Source organism: Paraglaciecola hydrolytica, from assembly GCF_001565895.1.
GTDB lineage: Bacteria > Pseudomonadota > Gammaproteobacteria > Enterobacterales > Alteromonadaceae > Paraglaciecola > Paraglaciecola hydrolytica.
The window spans coordinates 296,518-316,334 of record NZ_LSNE01000007.1 but is presented as its reverse complement, the minus strand read 5'-3'; the positions used below and the strand labels follow the sequence as shown (position 1 = coordinate 316,334).

Annotated in this window: 19 protein-coding genes and 2 pseudogenes; 6 read left to right on the top strand and 15 right to left on the bottom strand. The window is 42.4% G+C overall.

The genetic code is table 11. From position 1 onward, the window contains the following. Positions 1–29: 29 nt before the first annotated feature. The 9 genes from gspK to gspC are packed head-to-tail and all read right to left on the bottom strand — an operon-like array spanning position 30 to position 8,908. Entirely contained in the window at positions 30–1,016 is a 987-nt protein-coding gene (gspK, locus tag AX660_RS15130; RefSeq protein WP_068378414.1) for a type II secretion system minor pseudopilin GspK, read from the bottom strand. Continuing rightward, a complete protein-coding gene (gspJ, locus tag AX660_RS15125) occupies positions 1,013–1,639 on the bottom strand; it encodes a type II secretion system minor pseudopilin GspJ (RefSeq protein ID WP_068378413.1) in 627 nt (208 codons plus the stop codon). Before gspJ ends, gspK begins: the two co-directional genes overlap by 4 nt. Then, positions 1,636–2,037 (bottom strand): type II secretion system minor pseudopilin GspI, encoded by a 402-nt coding sequence (gene gspI / locus AX660_RS15120; protein WP_082768935.1) that lies wholly within the window; start codon positions 2,035–2,037, stop codon positions 1,636–1,638. The genes gspJ and gspI overlap by 4 nt, the downstream gene beginning before the upstream one ends. Further along, positions 2,027–2,662 carry a type II secretion system minor pseudopilin GspH gene (gene gspH, locus AX660_RS15115; protein WP_068378411.1) on the bottom strand — a complete coding sequence of 212 codons (636 nt, stop codon included), beginning with the start codon at positions 2,660–2,662 and terminating at the stop codon, positions 2,027–2,029. Before gspH ends, gspI begins: the two co-directional genes overlap by 11 nt. Before the next feature lie 40 nt (positions 2,663–2,702). Continuing rightward, positions 2,703–3,137, bottom strand: coding sequence for a type II secretion system major pseudopilin GspG (gspG, locus tag AX660_RS15110; RefSeq protein WP_407669393.1), 435 nt, complete (start codon positions 3,135–3,137; stop codon positions 2,703–2,705). Then, entirely contained in the window at positions 3,134–4,354 is a 1,221-nt protein-coding gene (gene gspF, locus AX660_RS15105) for a type II secretion system inner membrane protein GspF (RefSeq protein ID WP_068378409.1), read from the bottom strand. The genes gspG and gspF overlap by 4 nt, the downstream gene beginning before the upstream one ends. Beyond that, entirely contained in the window at positions 4,355–5,917 is a 1,563-nt protein-coding gene (gspE, locus tag AX660_RS15100; RefSeq protein ID WP_068378407.1) for a type II secretion system ATPase GspE, read from the bottom strand. It lies immediately after the preceding gene. Position 5,918: 1 nt separating this feature from the next. Further along, entirely contained in the window at positions 5,919–7,904 is a 1,986-nt protein-coding gene (gene gspD, locus AX660_RS15095) for a type II secretion system secretin GspD (protein WP_407669396.1), read from the bottom strand. A 59-nt stretch (positions 7,905–7,963) separates the two neighbouring features. Then, positions 7,964–8,908 carry a type II secretion system protein GspC gene (gene gspC / locus AX660_RS15090; RefSeq protein ID WP_068378404.1) on the bottom strand — a complete coding sequence of 315 codons (945 nt, stop codon included), beginning with the start codon at positions 8,906–8,908 and terminating at the stop codon, positions 7,964–7,966. Positions 8,909–9,082: 174 nt separating this feature from the next. On the opposite strand from gspC, the gene AX660_RS15085 reads away from it, so the two are divergent. Next, on the top strand, positions 9,083–9,481 hold the full coding sequence (locus AX660_RS15085) for an RNA-binding S4 domain-containing protein (protein ID WP_068378403.1): 399 nt from the start codon (positions 9,083–9,085) through the stop codon (positions 9,479–9,481). Between the two features lie 125 nt (positions 9,482–9,606). Next, positions 9,607–10,497, top strand: coding sequence for an Hsp33 family molecular chaperone HslO (gene hslO, locus AX660_RS15080; protein WP_068378402.1), 891 nt, complete (start codon positions 9,607–9,609; stop codon positions 10,495–10,497). A 57-nt stretch (positions 10,498–10,554) separates the two neighbouring features. Here hslO and AX660_RS15075 read toward each other — a convergent pair whose 3' ends face one another. The 3 genes from AX660_RS15075 to ompR form a co-directional block, all read right to left on the bottom strand. Further along, positions 10,555–11,127, bottom strand: coding sequence for a hypothetical protein (locus AX660_RS15075; RefSeq protein ID WP_068378401.1), 573 nt, complete (start codon positions 11,125–11,127; stop codon positions 10,555–10,557). A 138-nt stretch (positions 11,128–11,265) separates the two neighbouring features. Then, positions 11,266–12,567, bottom strand: coding sequence for a two-component system sensor histidine kinase EnvZ (envZ, locus tag AX660_RS15070; RefSeq protein WP_082768934.1), 1,302 nt, complete (start codon positions 12,565–12,567; stop codon positions 11,266–11,268). A 22-nt stretch (positions 12,568–12,589) separates the two neighbouring features. After that, on the bottom strand, positions 12,590–13,315 hold the full coding sequence (gene ompR / locus AX660_RS15065) for an osmolarity response regulator transcription factor OmpR (protein WP_068378399.1): 726 nt from the start codon (positions 13,313–13,315) through the stop codon (positions 12,590–12,592). Between the two features lie 394 nt (positions 13,316–13,709). On the opposite strand from ompR, the gene AX660_RS15060 reads away from it, so the two are divergent. Then, positions 13,710–14,798 (top strand): acyltransferase family protein, encoded by a 1,089-nt coding sequence (locus tag AX660_RS15060; RefSeq protein WP_068378397.1) that lies wholly within the window; start codon positions 13,710–13,712, stop codon positions 14,796–14,798. 103 nt (positions 14,799–14,901) lie between these two features. Further along, positions 14,902–15,051: pseudogene (locus AX660_RS23580) on the top strand (redox-sensitive transcriptional activator SoxR); the annotation flags it as partial. 267 nt (positions 15,052–15,318) lie between these two features. Here AX660_RS23580 and AX660_RS15055 read toward each other — a convergent pair. The 3 genes and pseudogenes from AX660_RS15055 to AX660_RS15050 all read right to left on the bottom strand — a co-directional run bounded on the left by AX660_RS15055 (position 15,319) and on the right by AX660_RS15050 (position 17,257). Continuing rightward, the gene (locus tag AX660_RS15055; protein WP_268801383.1) at positions 15,319–15,933 is read right to left on the bottom strand and encodes a Gfo/Idh/MocA family protein; all 615 of its coding nucleotides are present in this window, start codon (positions 15,931–15,933) and stop codon (positions 15,319–15,321) included. After that, positions 15,931–16,299: pseudogene (locus tag AX660_RS23575) on the bottom strand (Gfo/Idh/MocA family protein); the annotation flags it as partial. The pseudogene AX660_RS23575 and the gene AX660_RS15055, both read right to left, overlap by 3 nt. A gap of 55 nt (positions 16,300–16,354) precedes the next feature. Continuing rightward, positions 16,355–17,257, bottom strand: a complete 903-nt coding sequence (locus tag AX660_RS15050) for a phosphoribulokinase (RefSeq protein WP_068378395.1) — start codon at positions 17,255–17,257, stop codon at positions 16,355–16,357. A 386-nt stretch (positions 17,258–17,643) separates the two neighbouring features. On the opposite strand from AX660_RS15050, the gene AX660_RS15045 reads away from it, so the two are divergent. Continuing rightward, entirely contained in the window at positions 17,644–18,075 is a 432-nt protein-coding gene (locus AX660_RS15045) for a response regulator (protein WP_068378655.1), read from the top strand. 19 nt (positions 18,076–18,094) lie between these two features. After that, a complete protein-coding gene (locus tag AX660_RS15040) occupies positions 18,095–19,804 on the top strand; it encodes a putative bifunctional diguanylate cyclase/phosphodiesterase (protein ID WP_068378393.1) in 1,710 nt (569 codons plus the stop codon). The last annotated feature ends 13 nt before the right edge of the window (positions 19,805–19,817 follow it).

The following is a 19,817-nucleotide window of genomic DNA, read 5'->3' as shown; positions in this document are numbered from 1 at the left end:
AACATATATTCGTCATATTTTTCATCACCTTAGAACCCGCCAAACTGACGTGAAACTACCTTTGCATTGTTATTATCCACTTTAAACAGACTACTCATGGAAAAGGTGGCGTTATTGTAACGGGTTTTACTCTGCAACATAAAATAATCAGTTTTTACATCGAACCAGGCTTGTTGCGCTGTAGTTAAGTTTTTTGCCTGTATTTGTGGTGCCACAAAAAAATCAGCTGTGCTCTTAAACCCATCCTGCGGCCGACTACTAATCACATCGGCTGCGTCACTTAAGCTGATATCCGCCATGGCAGCCAATACCGCACTGTTCTTTTCACTCACTGTATTCACGTTAAGGACAAACTGGTTAGTGGATGGTAATACACACAGCCAGTCCATTACTGGTTTTAACCACTGCAACTCCACACCATTAATTAAACGTAACTCGCTTTTGTCGGCCATAAAATTATTGGCTGCCAGATAGGGAAACTGCCGGCCTTCGTATTCGCTATCTTCAGCACCTTGCGGACTCATGTTGTCATCGGCATCAAACCAATCGGCTAGTGAATCAGTCATAGTTTCTGCGGTAAAGGGTGCAATATTCAAACCTGCATTAGTCAGCAGACGTTGAAAAGCAGCTAAACGTGCAGTGAGCTCTGGCGAGCGGCTGCCACCGACAGTTGCGGTAGTATCTTTTAATGCATTAAGATTAAAACAAGCCTGCATATCAAGCAGTTGAGCCTGAATTCCGCCGCCTTCAATGGGAAATACAAATTCCTCTGACCAAGGCTGATTTAAGTGGATCACCCCAGCACTTGCCGCTACCAGGCTATTAATTGACTTACCAGCAAATTGCTCTGCGCCTATGGCATACCAATAAGCCTGATTGTTGTCTTTGATATTGGCCGCACGTTTAACTTGCAACTGTAATCTGCCCCCCATCTCGGTGGCGAGCACACTAACAATCGCCACTATCAACAATACAATGATCAGCGCTACACCACGCTGGTTAGAGGGGCTATTCATACGCCACTGGCCAATAAAAATTCGCGACGTATTTCACCAAAAACGTCACTTTTAAAGGTGATCGCCACGGCCAGTGGCAAGGCAGTACCAACATAAGATTCTTGCCAATCGTCGTCCTCATTATTGCTATTGGTTAAAAACTCAACTTGAAAATCGCTGATCCCCTCGAGCAATACTCGGGTTTTTGGCTCATAGCCAATCACGTTATCCAGATAGTTTCCGTAGAGCCGCAAGAGTTTGTTTTCTTCTAAACGATATCCCACTAACTGCAAAGTAGAACGGGGTAACATCAACTGCGGGTTATGCCAGCCTGCATGTACAAAAGCAATGCTATCGGCCATGCCACCTAATTCATCTTCACCGCCACGGATAACCACTTGATTGACTTCGCCATTCAATCTGACAGCTCGTGGCACGGCTTGTAATAAATCCCGCTCAATGGTGAGCATGGCGCGTTGCAGCTGCTCAAGTTCAGCAAAACGCTGACTGGACGCTTTGTCATCATCTATCACTGTGGTCAGCAAGCCGGTACTGGCAAGGCCAATTAAGCTAAAAATAGCCATGGCCACCAATATCTCAATCAGTGTAAAACCTTGATGGGCAAAACGCTGCGGCTGAATCATTGTGTACGCTTAGCCAAGTAAGAGGTGACTGAGGTAACAGAGCCATTACGCTGTTCATTGTTACTCACCGTGACTTCAACTAATAACAAATCTTCATCAATGGTTTTTTCAACTCGCTGTGACCAATACCAAGTGCGATCGGCCATCTCCTCACTGCCTTTTTCATTATTTTTAGGTGGCCACGTTTTGCTCAGTTGTAATTCGGTTAAACGGTTATTGGCAACCCAAGTGGCAAAGGTCATGTCTTGAATAATACTGACACTGCTTAAGTGATCACCCGCAGCCTTAAGAATAGCCGAGCCTGTCACCGCAAAAATTAATAAAGCCACCATCACTTCGAGTAACGTCAGGCCAGCTTGTTTGTATAGTTTTCTGAGTGGTATCAAGCTAGGGCGCATCTAAAGGCCCTTCCCGTTTAAGGGGTATAGCGTCTTCGCCATTAATGCGAAAGTACACCGCTTGCTCACTGCCAAAACTGGGGACATAGCCAAATAACAGCGAAAATGGCGTAATGTCGCCACTAGACATGATAAATACTTGTGGCGGCTCTGGGCGTTTTTCTTCTTCTTTACCAATCTCGACACCTTCATTGGAAACCGAGAGTTGTTCATCGAAAACTTTGTCATCAAATAAGCTGTCTTCTGTATCCCAAGGCAAATCATCTAAATTGAGTTCGAGGCTAAAGTCTTCAGGTAATTCATAGGCAGCAAAGGTGGGATCGGCTTCAAACATCTGCCATTGTTGTTCATCGTCGAGCACTAAAAAATGGTAGGTGTTTTTTTCGGCTTCGATGCGCAAACCTAGTGTTTGCTGATTAAGCACCGCAAAATCAGAGGCCATGTTAAACACCACCTCAAAACGCTGACTTTGTTTTTTGGTTTGCTCGACTCGGTCTTGACCACCAAAACCAAATACAATAGCACTGGCCGCCAAGCCCATTATCACCAGCACTAACATCACTTCAAGCAAGGTAAAACCCGCATGTTTGTGATGTTTAAGCATATTGCGCTGAAGCTGGGTCATGTTAGGTAATTTTAAGTGCTAGCTGGCAAGGCCACACATTTTATAAATAGTCGTTAAGATTCCAGTTACCAATGTCATCTTCGGTACCGGGTTGCATATCAGGCCCAAAAGAAAAAATATCAATCACCCCTAGCTCACCAGGGCTCAGTAACTGATAAGGATTACCCCAAGGATCTTCAGGCAGACGTTTAATAAAACCACCTTCCTGATAATTACGTGGCACTGGGTCAGAAGTAGGAGCTGTCACCAAAGCCTGCAAACCTTGCTCGGTTGTGGGAAATACATTGGTTTTAAGCTTGTATAGCTCTAGTGCGCTTTCAAGCTGCTGAATATCTACCGCCGCTTTTTTAATTTGTGCAGTGGCCTGATTGCCCAGGATTGATGGCGCGATAAGGCCAGCCATGATGCCGATGATCAGCAATACCACCATCACTTCTATTAAGCTAAAACCTTGTTGTTTAACACTTTTAATCATAAGTTCACCATATTATTTAATGCCAAAATGGGTTGTAGTATTGCCAAAACGATAAACAACACTATGCCAGCCATTGATACGATCAACAGCGGTTCAAAAACTTTTAACGACACATTCACCAAGGATTCAAACTGCCGGTCTTGATTGTCAGCCGCGCGCGCCAACATTTGTTGTAATTCACCACTTTTTTCGCCAGAAGCAATCATGTGCATCATCATCGGCGGAAATATTTTAGTTTGGTCAAGGGCTGCTCGCAGACTTGAGCCTTCTTTCACATGCAGCGCCGCCCCTTTGACCGCATCTTTGATATATAAGTTTTCCAGTACGTCACTAGAAATCCGCATACCTTCGAGTAGCGGCACAGCACTGGAAGATAAAATACTCAAAGTTCGGGCAAAACGTGCTGTATTTAAACCCTTTGATACCTTACCTAACAAGGGCAAGGTCAAGATAAAAGCATGATAGCGTTTTTTCATTACCGGTTGTTTAAGCACTCTAAGCGTAATCGCAATTAATAGCACAATTACACCCGCCATAAGCAAACCATAGTCTTGCAAAAACTCACTCACGTTGATCAAGATTTGCGTGATGGTGGGTAACTCTTGTCCCATAGTCTGAAATTGGCCAACAATTTTGGGTACGACTATGGTCAATAACAACACCACTATGCTCAGAGCAAAAAATAACATGATGACCGGATAGACCAAGGCTTGGGTTACTTGACTGCGGGTTTGTTGACGTTTTTCGGTGTAATCAGCCAAACGATTTAATACCGTGTCTAAATGGCCTGACTTTTCACCCGCTGCCACCATAGCGCGAAATAACTGGTCAAATACATGAGGAAACTCTGCCATGGCATCGGCCAGCGTATGACCTTCAACTACCTTAGAGCGCACCGCCATCATCATATTTTTCTGACGGGGTTTTTCACACTGTTCGGCTACAGCAAACAAGGCTTCTTCAATAGTAAGAGCAGCCTCGACTAAGGTGGCCAACTGACGAGTTAATAAAGCTAAATCTGCGGCTGAAATAGTCGCTTTAAATAAGGTAAATCCCTGTTGCGACTGACGTTCTTTGTCGGCAACTTGAGCAACTTCCATGGGGATTAAATGCTGTTCGCGCAACTGCTGGCGTATTTGCCTGGCATTGTCGCCTTCTAATACTCCGGATTTATTTTTGCCATTTTTATCCATGGCCTTATAAGCAAAAGCGGCCATTTAGTCTTCTCGCGTAACACGTAACACTTCTTCAAGTGAGGTCATGCCTTGTAAGACTTTTAAACAGCCATCTTCCCGAATACTGGGGGTATTTTTGCGAATATATTTTTCGATGGCTTGTTCACCACGACCATTGTGGATGAGATCTCGAATACCTTCGTCTACTAACAAAAGTTCATGAATACCGGTTCTGCCACGATAACCGGTTTGATTACAGGCAGCGCAGCCTTTAGGCGAATAGATTTCTGCAAGCTCAGCTTTTTTTGTTTTAAGTCCAAGGATTTCGCATTCTTGCTCACTTGGACTATGGGCTACTTTGCAATTACTACACAAGGTACGCACCAAACGTTGTGATAATACCCCCAACAAACTGGATGATAATAAAAAGGGCTCTATACCCATATCTTCTAAACGGGTAATCGCACCAGCGGCAGTATTAGTATGCAGAGTCGACATCACTAAGTGACCGGTTAAACTGGCCTGTACGCCTATTTGTGCGGTTTCTAAATCGCGGATTTCGCCGACCATCACCACATCAGGATCCTGCCGCAGAATGGCACGTAAACCACGAGCAAAGGTCATATCCACTTTAGGGTTAACCTGAGTCTGGCCTATACCTTGTAAATCAAATTCGATGGGATCTTCGACAGTTAAGATGTTGCGATCTTTGGAGTTAATTTCACTTAAACCCGCATATAAAGTGGTGGATTTACCGGAGCCCGTTGGTCCAGTAACCAAAATAATGCCGTGAGGTTTGCGGATAAGCCCAGCAAATTGCGCCCGATTTTCTTTGGTCATGCCCAAATCAAGTAGGTTTAGGCGCACGTTATTTTTATCTAATAAACGTAATACCACACGCTCACCATGGCTCGATGGCATAGTTGAAACCCGCACATCTACCGCACGACCGGCGATACGTAAAGTAATACGACCATCTTGGGGTACGCGTTTTTCAGCGATGTCCATACGCGACATAACTTTGATCCGCGAGACCAGCATAGAGGCCATTTTACGATTGGGTTTTAAGATCTCACGTAATACCCCATCTACCCTGAAACGTACTAACAACTGGGTTTCAAAGGTTTCGATATGAATGTCCGACGCGCCCTCTTTAATGGCTTCGCCAAGCATGGCGTTGATGAGTTTGATGATGGGAGCATCGTCTTCGCTTTCAAGTAAATCTTCGGTATCGGGTAAGTCTTCGGCTAGGCTAAATAAATCACTTTCGTTGCCTATGTCTTCCATCAACTGTTTAGCGGCCGATGAATCGCGTTGAAAAGCCTGAGTTAATAAGGTTTCAAAACGGCCTAACTCGATTTCTTTCAGCCTAAATTCAGCGCCTAAAAAACGCCTCACTTCGGCAAATACCGCCAATTGAGTATCAATCGTATGATAAAGAATGGCCGGGGTTTCGCCGGTATCCAACAAAACTTGATGACGTTTAGCAAAACTAAAGGCCAGTTGTTTGTGTTCAGGCTCATCAATAGGCGCATCAATATCTGCGCCTGCTTCGATTAAAGCCTGCTCTTCTGCATCCACGGTACTGAGGTGCTCACTGGCCATCTCAGTTTTTGTCCTTGGCTTTAGCTTTGTTTTTGTTATCTAAATACTCTTCAAAACTCGGTGGCAAACTAAGTTTGTCATCCCAGTCAGGTAAAATTGGACCTTCTTCAAAGGGCATCAATGGAATACCTTCAGATTGGCGTTTTAGCTGTTGAGCGCGAATATAGTTATATTTACGATGGCTGATTTCGTTCATGGTCACACCATCACGCACTATCGTAGGACGGATAAAAATCATCAAATTACGTTTGCGTTTACTGGTACTGGTTGATTTAAACAAGTTACCTATCAAGGGGATATCACCCAAAAATGGCACTTTAGATACACTCTCTTGCACGTCTTCGTCGATCAACCCACCCAAAACGATAGTGCCACCATCATCCACTATCACCGAGGTTTTAATTTCACGTTTATTGATCAATACGTCTACTGAGGTAGCACCACTCAAACTCGATACTTCTTGTTCGATGGTTAACTGCACCGCATCACCTTCGTTAATTTGTGGGGTGACTTTAAGTTTGATACCCACTTCTTTTCGATCAACCGATTGGAAAGGATTAGCGTTGTTCGAACCTGTAGTTGATCCGGTAATAATTGGCACTTCTTGACCCACAATAAAAAACGCCTCTTCGTTATCCATCGTAGTTAAATGGGGAGTGGCCAAGACATTAGAGTTGGTATCGGTGCTCACCGCTTGTACTACTGCGGCCCAGCCATCTTTCACAATACCTGTGACTAAACCATTGATGCCACCTAGCGCTGCAGCAAGGGTGGCATAATTAGCCGCACTTTTAGAATCGTAAGAGTAAGGCGTACCATTTTGGTCAAAACCTGTGGTGGTGGTGGTGGTTCCCGCAGCGTCTTTCACGCCTACCGCTAAGGTACCTATACCAGCCACACCATTAGTAAACTGCGTCATACCAAATTTTTCGCTACCCAATTGCACCCCTAAGGTAGTGCCATCGCCTTCAAATACTTCAACAATAATCGCCTCAACCTGTACTTGCGCACGACGAATATCAAGCTGACGGATCACTTCTTCAAGTGAGCGCATCATATCGGGCTCGGCCGTGATGACTAAAGCGTTGGAGTCTTCGTGAGAGTCAATGCTGACTTCACGATTTTTAACGTTTTTACCTTTCGCCGCACCTTGTTCTTCGGCTTGAATACTGGCACTGACACCCTGTAATACTTTGACTAAATCAGCGGCTTTGGAATAATTTAAAAAGATAACGCGGGTATTACCACTGGTTTCTAACTCTTGATCCATTCGTTTAATTAAATTAACCAAACGGGCACGGGCTTTAGTATCACCGCTGACAATAATACTGTTAGTTCTGTCATCAGCCACTACACGCGGATCAGACTTGCCACCGGCATTTTGCGCACCTTGCGACTTGTTAATGCTGTCTATAATGCGCACCATTTCAGAGGCAGATGCAAATTTCAGTTTAACAATTTCAACTTCTTCATCACCAGCACGGTCAACTCTTTCGATGATTTCTACCAAACGATTCACTGCGGCTGCACGACCCGTTAACATCATCACGTTAGACGCATCATGCCCCACTACACTGCCTGCACCGGCTGAATCACTTAACTGACGTAAAATAGGGGCTAACTCACGCACAGGCACATTATATAGAGGTACAACACGAGTAATGATTTCATCACCATTAAACTTGTCGCCTTCAACCACAGGGATATTGGAGGTTTTAGCATCTTTTGCGCGGACTATTTTTAGTACACCGCTGGGCATTTCAACTACCGCAAAATCGTATACCTGTAATACGTTGAGAAAAAATTGGTAATACTGCTCTTCAGTCAATAAATCGTAACTACGTACGGTGATTTTTCCCCGCACGTTGGGATCAACGATAATGGTTTTTTTGAGGTTTTTACCCACAATATTAATGAATTCACTGATTTCGGTATTTTTGAAATTAGGAGAATAGTCTGCCGCAGCTATCATGGTAGACATCGCCATCAAGGCGGCCCCCAAAGCAATGACTAACTTGTTAAGCCCACGTGTTGGCCTGGTAAAGATCATTCTACAGCTTCCTCTTCCCCTTGGGGTAAATCCAGATAAATAGTCAATAATTCACCATTACGATCCACAGTCATTTGAATTGACTCAGCTTGACGTATGGCATTCATGGCTTCGAGAGATTGTTGCATATCGGTTAAATCCAAGCCGTTTAATTCGGTAATAACATCACCATTTACCAGTCCGGCTGATTTAAATAAACTGGGTTTTTTGCCCGGTGCCACTTTGTAACCACTCAGCTCACCTTCAACACGATGAGGCGATATATTAATATAATCAGTAAAATTGGCCGGAGCCTGTTGTAACTCCCGAGTTGCCTGAACGGCTTCTGAAGATAAGGTGCGACGCTCTTCGTTATCTTGATTCTTCAGTGGGATAATTTTGCTCGGCTGGGCGGCAGTAATTTGACTTTGTGGTTTACTGTAATCAACCCCATCCAACATTAACGTTTCTTTTGTTGGGCCGTTTTTGATGATGACACGATCAACGTAGACTTCAGCTAAAGTGGCATTGGTACCATCTATTTTTTCACCTAAACCATAGGTTTGCTGCTGATTACGATTTTCGATAATCGCTGCACCTTCTTCAATGCTTGAGCTGGATACCACCCCAGTTAAAGTCAAATTAAGCTTAGTTACCGGCGCTTCCGTCACCGTTTGAGTTTCTATCACAGGTTTGGCAGCTAAATCACCAAATAAGTTAAGTTTTTTTACCGCCACTAAGTCTAACTTAACGTTATTACTGCTACTCGCTACAGCACTGACGTTATCCAATGTGGTTGGCATATTGTTATTGACAGGATCAGGCAGTAAACGCCAAGTAAGCTCTGCGCCATAGGCCAGCAAAAACAAGCACAAAAGCACCACAATAAGCTTATTTATACTAGCTTGGTGTTTGACCAGTTGGAGCCAGACTTGATTAACGTTATAATTTACGACTGTCATTGATTCTCGGTGGGACCTTCAAAGCGATACCGGCTAATCATAACGAGTAGCTGGAGGGGTCACAACTCTATTCAGTAAAGGTTACAAAAAAATTACACAACTAACAGGTTTTCATCGTGACAATGTCTCTGCAAACGCTCGCAAAAAAAATATCTCAACATATGGCCTTAATAAATGTCCCAGCAAGCTGAATTAACAGAAGCAATACGACTAGATAAATGGTTATGGGCAGCACGATTTTATAAAACCCGCAGTGTAGCTCGGGATGCTATTGCAGGCGGTAAAGTACAATACAACGGCCAACGTTGCAAACCAAGCCGTGTAGTAGAGTTAGGCGCACAAATAAAAGTTCCACAAGGTTATGATCTTGTCGAAATTGAGGTACTGGCTTTGCGGCCACAAAGGCAAAGCGCACCCTTGGCTAGACAAATGTATCAAGAAAGCGTTGAAAGCGAAGTACTGCGGGCCAAAAATGCCGAAGCCAGACGACTTAATGCTTTTCATAGCCCTAAACCTGACCATCGTCCTGACAAAAAACAACGACGGCAGATAATTCAGTTTAAGCAGCAGTAGCGTTTTATACCCTTCATCCTTGGAACTGCACATTGGTTGGCTGCACTCATTCGCCGCCGTGCAATTCTAAGAATAAGGGGTATAGACTGACGATAAAATATAATTTGAAAAATAAGGTAAACAACATGGCTTTTGATCAGCTTCATCGATATTTATTTAATAAAGGCAACGTGCGGGGCGAGATGGTACGTTTACAAGAAACTTACCAAGCCATTCTGGATTCTTACGACTATCCACCGGTGATCCAGCAATTACTCGGTGAACTTATGGTTGCTGCCAGTTTACTCACTGCCACCATCAAATTTGAAGGGGATATCGCGGTGCAACTGCAAGGTGAAGGCCCCTTAAGTTATGCCGTAATTAATGGCACACACAATCAACAATTACGTGGTATGGCACGTTGGGATGAAAGCCTAACTGAATTGCCCACAACTTTTGCGGACTTGTTACAAAAAGGCGTGATGGTGATCACTATTACCCCCAACGAAGGTGAACGTTATCAAGGTATAGTGGCACTGGATAAACCCACTTTAGCCGAATGTATCGAAAGTTATTTTGACCAATCTGAGCAACTGGCCACTAAAGTAATTATTCGCACCCAACACGATGCTTCACCAGTTAAGGCTTGCGGACTATTTTTACAGATCATGCCCACCAGCAGCGCAGCTACTGATGCGGCCGATACCGACTTTGACCACCTGTGTAAAATAACCGAAACCATTAAAAACGAAGAGTTGTTTACTCTGCCGGTCGATGAAATTTTGTATCGCCTCTATCATCAAGAAGAGGTAGAAGTTTATCCTGCCCAAAACGTAATATTTAAATGCAGCTGTAGCCGTGAAAAGACCGCCACCGCTCTTTCAGGTATAGGAAAAGAAGAGTTACTCGATATCGTTGCAGAACAAGGTGCTGTCTCGATGAACTGCCAATACTGTCATACTGAATACCGTTTTGACGCGATTGATGTAGAAAGTATTCACGCCGGTACTTTTGGTTTTAGTCAACAACAAAGCTAAAAAAAGCCGCATACTGCATCACTGCAATATGCGGCTGTTATTGTTTAAACTACAAATTTAACCGCGAGAATCGTCTAATTCTTCAATCGGAAAAGCTTCAGCAAATTTTTGCACTTCATCGGCATTGACATAGTTTGATTCAAACACCAAGGTGCCACCTTTTTTCAGGGTGACCAAAATTTGCACGTTGCTACCATCTGCCATAATGGCCGCTGAGCGCTTTTGAATACGTACTTTTTTACCACCACCGGCGCTTAAACCAATTTGTGCTAAGGCGGCAAAAGCATCCATACCACTTCCGGTTGCCATACCACTAAGGCTCACTGAGATATAAGCATCCCCTTTTTGATATTCCCGTTTAGTACTGGTAAAACCCATGGCGTTCTGACTTTCAAGCTCAGCACCTTTATAACCAAGAATGCTGTCTTTAAAAAACTTAGCGATGTTTTCCTGTTTCATTTGCTCAAGCAAGGTCACACACCATTTGGCTTCTTCGAGCGCACCATCAAGATCACCATCGGCATACAAGGCCGCGGCATTTTTACAAGAATCTTGAGGGGAGTCTTTGGCTAAGAGAGGTGATTGCATGCCAGCCATGGCTAACATGATAATTATTGCGCGCTTCTTCATTTTAATTTCCTTATGTAAACTGACACGACTTGTGGTGGTTTTTCGTCCAACATCATAGTCGTGGAGTTTTAAAGGCGCAATACCAATAAGTACTCTAAAACGTCGCAGTGCGAAAGTTTAATACCTTGGGTATATAAATCAGGAAACCGCTTGATAGGCGATAGTAACCTTAGCAACAAGGCCGCCTTTGGCATGATTAGCCAAAGATACATTACCACCGTGCATTTCAACTATACGTTTGATAATCGCTAAACCTAAACCTGAACCTAAACTACCTCGGGCTTTATCACCTTGGGTAAAAGGCACAAACAAGCGCTCCATCTGATCCTCAGGGATACCTGGGCCAAAATCACGAACAGCAAAACACAGTTGTTTGTCTTTTTTTAGAAAACGCGAGGTAATCTCGATGTCATTACTGCCATAGCGAAAGGCGTTTTCAATTAAATTATCCAGTACTCGTTTTAAGGCAACCCGACGGATCATGCAGTAGGGCAAGGGCTCAAGATCCAATTGAATATTATGATCTTCTTCAATATTACGGGCTTGCACTGCTTCGTTGATCAAAACATTGATGTCACCTTCTTGCAGCTTTTCTTGCTGATCCTGGCGTACATAATCAATAAACTGATCGATAATTTCGTTCATATCTTCAATGTCATGCACTATGCCCTCTTTGATCCACTCCTGACTATCGGGCAACATCTCGGTTGCTAGGCGGATACGGGTCAAAGGTGTGCGTAAATCGTGAGAAATACCTGCGGTAAGTAAAGCCCTATCATCTTCAAGTTGTTTTATGCCTTTGGCCATTTGATTAAAGGCGTGAGTGACGGCCATTAATTCGGTAGATCCTTCTTTTTTGAGAGGCTCAGGCACTTGACCTTTACCCACTAATATTGCTGCATCCTGTAAGGCTTTGAGTGGGCGGTTTAAACGCCGCACAAAGATCCAACCACCACCTACACTTAAAATACCAATCACCAATAAATAAATAGTCAAAGGTGAAATGTCCGGCTCACCAACACCTATCATCGGGATGGTGATCCATAAATTAGGGTTTTGTGGTGGTCTAACCCAAAACAAATAGGGATCGCCGGGGGTGATGCGAACTTCAGCTTCACCTCCGAGTTTTTCCGACATTTTGATGGATAAATACTGATAATAAACGGCTTGCTCAAGCCCCTGTGTTACGGCCTGTCTTTGGGTGTAAACCCTGATCCCGGTGGCAGCATAAAAACGCCGACTGAGTTCTGGGTCAAAGTGGTTGCGATCACCTATAAAGACCAGTTTTATTTGAGTCGCGAGCAAATTATTGATCTGTTGGTAATTAGGACGGATAAAATAATAAGTAACCGATAAATACGACACAGTCTGGTTGATCAGTAATAACATGCCAATCAACAAAACTGTTTGGCCAAAGGCGCTTTTAGGTAAAAGTCTCACTAATACTGCTCTTTAGACTGACTCAGGCACCCTGCCCACCATCAGGCACAAACACATAACCCAAACCCCATACCGTCTGAATGTAACGAGGGTTAGCGGGATCTTCTTCTAACATGCGACGTAAACGAGATACTTGCACATCTATGCTGCGCTCTAAAGCCGAATAATCACGACCGCGAGCCAAGTTCATTAACTTATCCCGCGACAGTGGCTCACGGGGGTGAGTTACTAGGGATTTAAGCACCGCAAACTCGCCACTGGTTAAGGTCATCGGTTGACCTTGTGCACTCATTTCACGAGTACCAAGATTAAGTGAGTACTTACCAAACGTAATAATCTGTTCTTCTTGTGAAGGAGCACCCGGAGCCTCATTGGTTTTGCGTCTTAATACCGCTTTGGCTCTGGCTAATAATTCACGGGGATTAAAGGGTTTCGGCAAATAATCATCAGCGCCCATTTCGAGGCCGATAATACGATCCACTTCGTCGCCTTTGGCGGTCAACATAATGATCGGAATTTGATTTTCTTTTTGGCGTAAACGGCGGCAAATTGACAAACCATCTTCGCCGGGTAACATTAGGTCGAGCACCATTAAATGGAAATTTTCACGCTCAAGATACCTGTCCATCTGCTCAGAATTTGCTGCGGCCCTGACTTGATAACCCTGCTCAACCAGATAACGTTCAAGCAGACTGCGTAAACGCATATCATCATCAACAACGAGAATTTTGGTAGTTTCTTGACCCATTAGTTATATCCATTAAACAGCAATGCCCTCACTATAAGTTAAAGCGTCAAATTTCCAAAGGTTAGTGACGTTGCTGGGCGAGTTGGATTGTTACAAAGTTTGTCATTTTGTTAGTCATAATGTGTAGCTAATAAAGAATTTCTTCGCCATTAGAAAAATAACAACATGTCATTTCGGTGGTCTTCTGGGCCGGAATCGGTTTCAAATAGCTAATTGTTTTTATTGAATTTAATCTAAATTTAAATATACGCGGGCAGCGTGATAATTCTGAGACTTATAATCCTAAATGTTTGTAAGATTTGGATGTCCTTTGGAGCCAAAATTGCACTTAACTATGCCCCTTCATATTGTTTAATGATATTTTATGAGTAAATATTGAAAATAAGGAACGCTTATGCTCTATAAGCTTGAATCTTTGAGGGGCTTGGCTGCACTTTTAGTGGTTTTGTACCACTGCCAAATAAAAGTTGGAAACTTTAGTTTTCAATTTATTCAAAATAGTTACCTTTTTGTTGACTTTTTTTTTGTGTTGTCTGGTTTTGTTATGTCACTTGCATATGGTGTTCGAATTCACAACGGTTTCCCTTTTAAAGCATATATTATTGCAAGATTGGGGAGGCTTTACCCATTGCACATTACAATCTTACTTGTTTGGCTTGTTTACTTGACTTTTAAGCAAATTCTTTTTGTTTATGGATTTGGTGGGTCAGAACAGTTTGATGAAAACAATAACTTTGTGTCATTTGTTACCCATGTTTTTTTTATACAGTCTTTCGGTATTAATGATGGAAATAGTTGGAATGTGCCCAGTTGGAGTATCAGTAGTGAATTTTTTGCATATGTATTCTTTTTTATCTTTTCGCTATATATCGACAAAAAAAGCAAAATTATTCCTTGCATTATTGTCTCAGTAACTGCATATGCTTTTTTAATCTCTTTGGGTAGAGATAGTCTTAATATTACACATGATTATGGAGGGATTCGCTGTATTGGTGCATTTTATTTAGGTGTAATTCTTCATCGAATTCAAGATTCTATCCAAGAGGAGTCATGGTCAATAAAATATATTCAATTGCTAGAGCTTCTTACTGTCACATTTCTAGTAACAACAGTTAGCTTGGCATCTATTAGCCCATATTCATTTGTACTTGCGTTATTAGCATTTATGTTTGCTATTTTCGTATTTTCATCTAAAAAAGATGGGGTTATAGGTAGCATTCTAAATAAACAAATTTTACGTTTAATTGGCCTTTGGTCTTACTCTATTTATATGATACATAGCATCATGATATCTGTGACACAGCTTATATTAGAATATATTTTTGATTTAGTAGTTTCAGAATTCAATCCCTTTAGAAGTGTATTATTTAGTCTTTTTGTTATGAGTATTACGGTGGTATTCGCAAGTTTGACTTATAAATTTATAGAAGTACCTTTTAGAGATATGGCAAAATTATATGCAAAAAAGTTATGTATGTCTTAGCCAGTATTTAAAGAGCGATACATCATAATAAAATTCTTTTATTTAATATAATTAAAACAATCCATTGTAAACATTAGGTTTGATTGGGGTGTTGGCTGATGGTGATTCGCTGACCGGCTGTATTGGCTGTGGATGTTTGTCCATGAAGTCCTGCCCTATTTACAATGTTAATGATGAACTGGCACAGGAAGGATGTGGAGCCGTTTTGTTAGATAGCCGCATGAAAAACCCTAAGCGCGGAAGTTCACTGTGACGCTGGCATTGTATATACCCAAGCAACCTGAAGATGCAGGATTATGAATACCATCCATAGTATTCACCCTAGGTCAATCTGCGGTTGTTAAAATGTGTTCCATACACATTTTTCAGTGGGAATTAAATCCATTTTAGACAAGGCGAATGCTTGAAGGTGTTCTTTGTTTATAAGAAAGGGACTAAATCGAAAGCATTTAACGCGGTATAAAACGGATTTAAACCCACCGGTACGGCGCTTCTGAGGGTTGTTTGGGTATAGATAAGCTTAAGCATCTTTTAATATGGTATCCATCAGCCAATTGGTATGTGCCGCACTCTCAGCAAGGGAAGGATGTAAGCTTTTACCAGCTAAATGAAAGGCGATATCACTGACAAAGTCAGCCTGAACGGGGCTGGGTTTGTCCAAAGGATAAGTAATATATTTATCCTTTGATTCAAGTAGCGCCAAACCGTCTTCAAATACACTAAAGCTAATTTGACCTGATTCACCCATAATCTGAACTTTATCAACCAAACGATCTGCGGCAAAATTCCAGAAACCTGTGCCTGTCACACCCGATTCAAATAACAAGCTTGCCGCCACCGCATCATAAGCAGAATACAAACCTTGTTGGTTACTCGCCACACCTTGTGCCTGTTTAACTGGGCCCAAAAAGTAACTCATCAGATCTAAGCCATGACTGGCTATATCTTCAAAATAACCCGCTTTGGCAATTTCTTTTTGGGTACGCCAATTGCGGGTTTGAGCTAAATCAATGGTGCTGGGAGGGCGGGTATATTGCCAGTGAATATGTCTGACCTGACCAATTTCAGCGGCATCCAGCCAGTGTTTAATCTGTTTAAAACCTGGTAGCGAACGACGGTAATAGGCGACAAACAAAGGCAGTTGTTGCAGAGCAAAAGCCTGCTGCATGCCGATACATTGGTTAAAATTAAGTGCCATGGGTTTTTCAACACAGCAGATTTTACCAGCCTTGGCGACTTGTAAAGCGTATTCGTAATGGCTGTCAGGCGGCGTGGCTATATAAACTGCGTCGATTTCAGGATCATCAATCAGTTGTTATGCGTTATCATAGTACTTAGGCACTTTGTGACGTTGGGCAAAGTCTTGTGCTTTTGCCAGACTACGAGACATCACAGCGACTAATTCAAAGCCTGCGACCCTTTGATAAGCAGGAGCGCTTTTAACTTCACATACATCACCACAACCAATGATGCCCCAGCGATAATGCTGTTTAATTGTCATAACAACCTTGATTTATTTATAGTGAATAAACGTTTTAGAGAGATTAAATCTAGAGTTACTTTTCGCTGACCCAATCCATTTGAAAACCCGCACGACGTTTTTTATCGAGAATTTCTTCTAATAAAGGCGAAATAATCAGCTCCATGGCCAAGGTCATTTTGCCTCCGGGTACCACCAAGGTATTAATGCGCGACATAAAAGAACCATCGATCATCTTCAATAAAAAAGGATAATCGACGTTTTTCATTTCACGACGAAAACGCACCACCACAAAACTTTCATCCTGACTGGGGATCTCGCGGGCACTAAAAGGATTAGAAGTATCAACGGTAGGCACCCGCTGAAAATTAACATGAGTTAAAGAAAACTGCGGAGTGATGTATTTAAAATAGTCATCAAGGCTACGCACAATACTGGCCATAACCGCCTCGCGAGAATGACCACGTTCGGAGGTATCACGGACAATTTTTTGGATCCATTCAAGGTTAACAATAGGCACCGTACCCACCAACAAATCCACGTGTTTAGCAACATCCACGTCGTCATTGGCGACACCGCCATGCAAGCCTTCATAAAACAACAAATCGGTTTTATCTGGTAAATCCTGCCAAGGGGTAAAGGTACCGGGCATTTGATTAAAGGGCACAGCTTCATCAAAGGTATGCAGGTATTGGCGATGTTTACCCCTACCCGTTTCACCGTATTCTTTAAACAGACTTTCAAGCATTTCAAAATCGTTCGCTCGAGGTCCAAAATAACTGATATGCCGACCTTGTTCTTGGGCTTTACGAATTTCCACTTCCATTTCAGGGCGGGTAAAGCGATGAAAACTATCACCCGCCACCACAGCGGCATTAACCGACAAATTTCGGAATATATGCCGGATAGCATTTGTCGTAGACGTGGTGCCTGCGCCTGATGAACCAGTGATAGCAATAATGGGATGTTTTACTGACATTGAAAATACTTAGCCGCCAAACGGACAACAGTTATAAGCAAGCTTAAGCTGAGGGTCAAGACTTTGCCTTAGTTTATCTTTTAATTCACTCTCTCTTTTGCATCTAAATCCGCCTAAATTTAGTTATCAGCCCTTTATCATTTGAATTGCACGGCGGCTACAAATGCATGAAATTCCATAAGCTTAGACTAACTAAGTGCCGATCAATTTATAAATCACGACGAACAAGTGCAGCCAACAAAAGAGCAGTTTTACTACCTGATAAGCACCTTTCAAATTTAAGTGACAATTCATTTTTTTTAAGCTACTTTTCTAATTGTGGAAAAAAATTCTCATCTTAGTTAATGATTTAATTAGAAAAAAAGGATTTCATCATAGTGTCAAAACTGCCCCCTGAAACTCATGCTGTTACGATTTTATTAGTTGAAGATGATGATGTGGATGCTATTGGCGTTGAACGAGCTTTACGTAAACTCAAAATATCTAATCCAGTAGTTCGAGCAAGGGATGGTATTGAAGCACTTGAACTTCTGGAAATGCCAGATGTAATTAAACGCCCCTATTTAATTCTTCTCGATATTAATATGCCACGTATGAATGGTTTTGAGTTTTTAGATAAAGTTCGTAACCACCCTATCTTATCCAGCGCTGTCGTTTTTGTTTTAACCACGTCATACGATGACCAAGATAAAATAGCCGCATATCAAAAACATGCGGCTGGTTATGTCGTCAAAAGAAAAATCGAAGATGGCTTCATGTCCTTAATCGAAATGCTTGACCATTATTGGCGCATTGTTGAATTACCAGTAAATCCCTAAATTTGTCGTAAGAGTCACTATGCATATATTAATTATTGATGATGATGAAGTGGACAGGATCGCGATTATTCGCGCGTTAAAACAAGCCAATAACACGCTCAATATTAGCCAAGCTGACAACGCTTTGGATGGACTTGCTCTAGCCCAAAGCCAACATTTTGATATTATTTTACTCGATTTTAGATTGCCAGATAGGGATGGTATTGAAGTATTGATTGAGTTACGAAATAACAAACAGCACAACGTCACTGTGGTCATGCTCAGCAGGCAAGATGATGAAAAACTAGCTGAAATGGCCATCAAACAGGGGGCACAAGATTTTTTATTAAAAGACGAAGTCACCCCGCGTAGATTGATAAGAGCGATGCACCAAGCTCAGCATCGACGTACATTAGAAGAAAATTTGCGCCTTAGCCACGAAAAACTTAGGCAACTTGCCGAGCAAGATACCTTAACTGGTTTAGCTAATCGTTATGAATTTGAATGCGCTTTACAGTTAGCGGTATCCCGTGCCTCGAGAGATACCCTGCCCGTCGCAATATTGTTATTGGATATCGACAGATTTAAACAAGTAAATGATACCTTCGGACACGATGTGGGTGACGAATTATTAATAGAAGTCAGTCGCAGACTCAAGACCATCATACGCCAAAGTGACTTGTTGGCGCGTTTGGGCGGCGACGAGTTTGTGGTACTAATGCATGACTTAGAGGATGTAAAACAAGCCATTCTATTAGCTAATCGTATAGTGAGTGACTTTAAACAGCCGATCAATTTTCACAAAGCAGATTGGATGGTAACAACTAGCGTTGGTATTGCGGTAACGGGAGATTGCGCCAACAATGCGGTAGACCTGATGAAATGTGCTGACATCGCCATGTATCGGGCAAAGCAAGAAGGTCGCAATCAAGCGCATTTCTATTCCAATGAATTACATGAAGCTGTCCGCCTGCGAAATAGCTTGGAACTCGATATACGTAAGGCCTTGTCTAATCAACAATTTGAGCTTTTTTATCAAGCTCAAATTGATAGTAGTAATGGAGAGTTAACTGGCATGGAAGCGCTCTTACGCTGGCAGCATCCCACTCGCGGCCTACTGGCGCCTGGCGAGTTTATCGCGCTAGCCGAAGAATTAGGCCTAATGATTGAAATAGGCCAGTGGGTACTGGACACGGCTTGCAAGCAGTTATTACATTGGCACGTATTACTTCCTCGCCATGTTAAGCGACCGTTAATTGCAGTTAATCTATCTGCCATACAATTACACAGTAAAAAACTGTTTACTGGGGTTGATCATGTCTTAAACGAAACAGGTTTGCTCCCTCAATATTTAGAACTCGAAATTACCGAAAGCGCCATCATTAAGAATCCAGAGAAAATTGCTGTTGTACTGCAAACCATTGCCAATCGAGGCATTCGACTGGCATTAGATGACTTTGGTACGGGTTACTCTTCATTTGAACATTTGAAATTATTTCCTATCCATAACCTAAAAATTGATCGTAGTTTCGTTAAAAATGTAGGTAGCGGTGAGGACGCCGAAAGGTTATTAGCGGCCATGTTTAATTTTGGTAACACCTTGGAATTGATCGTGACCGCCGAAGGTGTTGAAACAACAGAACAAGTCGAATTTTGCAAACAAAAAGGAGCTAACGTCTTGCAGGGTTACCATTTTTCCAAACCCATTAATGCCAATGAATTTGAAAAACAATTCATTAATGTGCATTAAATATATGAACACA

What these genes read in the sequence shown, in the direction of transcription:
- ompR (WP_068378399.1), bottom strand. Translation starts at nt 13,315, where the DNA reads ATGGGTCAAGAAACTACCAAAATTCTCGTTGTTGATGATGATATGCGT.
- gspK (WP_068378414.1), bottom strand. Translation starts at nt 1,016, where the DNA reads ATGAATAGCCCCTCTAACCAGCGTGGTGTAGCGCTGATCATTGTATTG.
- gspG (WP_407669393.1), bottom strand. Translation starts at nt 3,137, where the DNA reads ATGATTAAAAGTGTTAAACAACAAGGTTTTAGCTTAATAGAAGTGATG.
- gspC (WP_068378404.1), bottom strand. Translation starts at nt 8,908, where the DNA reads ATGACAGTCGTAAATTATAACGTTAATCAAGTCTGGCTCCAACTGGTC.
- AX660_RS15085 (WP_068378403.1), top strand. Translation starts at nt 9,083, where the DNA reads ATGTCCCAGCAAGCTGAATTAACAGAAGCAATACGACTAGATAAATGG.
- gspI (WP_082768935.1), bottom strand. Translation starts at nt 2,037, where the DNA reads ATGCGCCCTAGCTTGATACCACTCAGAAAACTATACAAACAAGCTGGC.
- AX660_RS15040 (WP_068378393.1), top strand. Translation starts at nt 18,095, where the DNA reads ATGCATATATTAATTATTGATGATGATGAAGTGGACAGGATCGCGATT.
- AX660_RS15075 (WP_068378401.1), bottom strand. Translation starts at nt 11,127, where the DNA reads ATGAAGAAGCGCGCAATAATTATCATGTTAGCCATGGCTGGCATGCAA.
- gspE (WP_068378407.1), bottom strand. Translation starts at nt 5,917, where the DNA reads ATGGCCAGTGAGCACCTCAGTACCGTGGATGCAGAAGAGCAGGCTTTA.
- gspJ (WP_068378413.1), bottom strand. Translation starts at nt 1,639, where the DNA reads ATGATTCAGCCGCAGCGTTTTGCCCATCAAGGTTTTACACTGATTGAG.
- gspH (WP_068378411.1), bottom strand. Translation starts at nt 2,662, where the DNA reads ATGACCCAGCTTCAGCGCAATATGCTTAAACATCACAAACATGCGGGT.
- gspD (WP_407669396.1), bottom strand. Translation starts at nt 7,904, where the DNA reads ATGGCGATGTCTACCATGATAGCTGCGGCAGACTATTCTCCTAATTTC.
- AX660_RS15060 (WP_068378397.1), top strand. Translation starts at nt 13,710, where the DNA reads ATGCTCTATAAGCTTGAATCTTTGAGGGGCTTGGCTGCACTTTTAGTG.
- AX660_RS15050 (WP_068378395.1), bottom strand. Translation starts at nt 17,257, where the DNA reads ATGTCAGTAAAACATCCCATTATTGCTATCACTGGTTCATCAGGCGCA.
- hslO (WP_068378402.1), top strand. Translation starts at nt 9,607, where the DNA reads ATGGCTTTTGATCAGCTTCATCGATATTTATTTAATAAAGGCAACGTG.
- gspF (WP_068378409.1), bottom strand. Translation starts at nt 4,354, where the DNA reads ATGGCCGCTTTTGCTTATAAGGCCATGGATAAAAATGGCAAAAATAAA.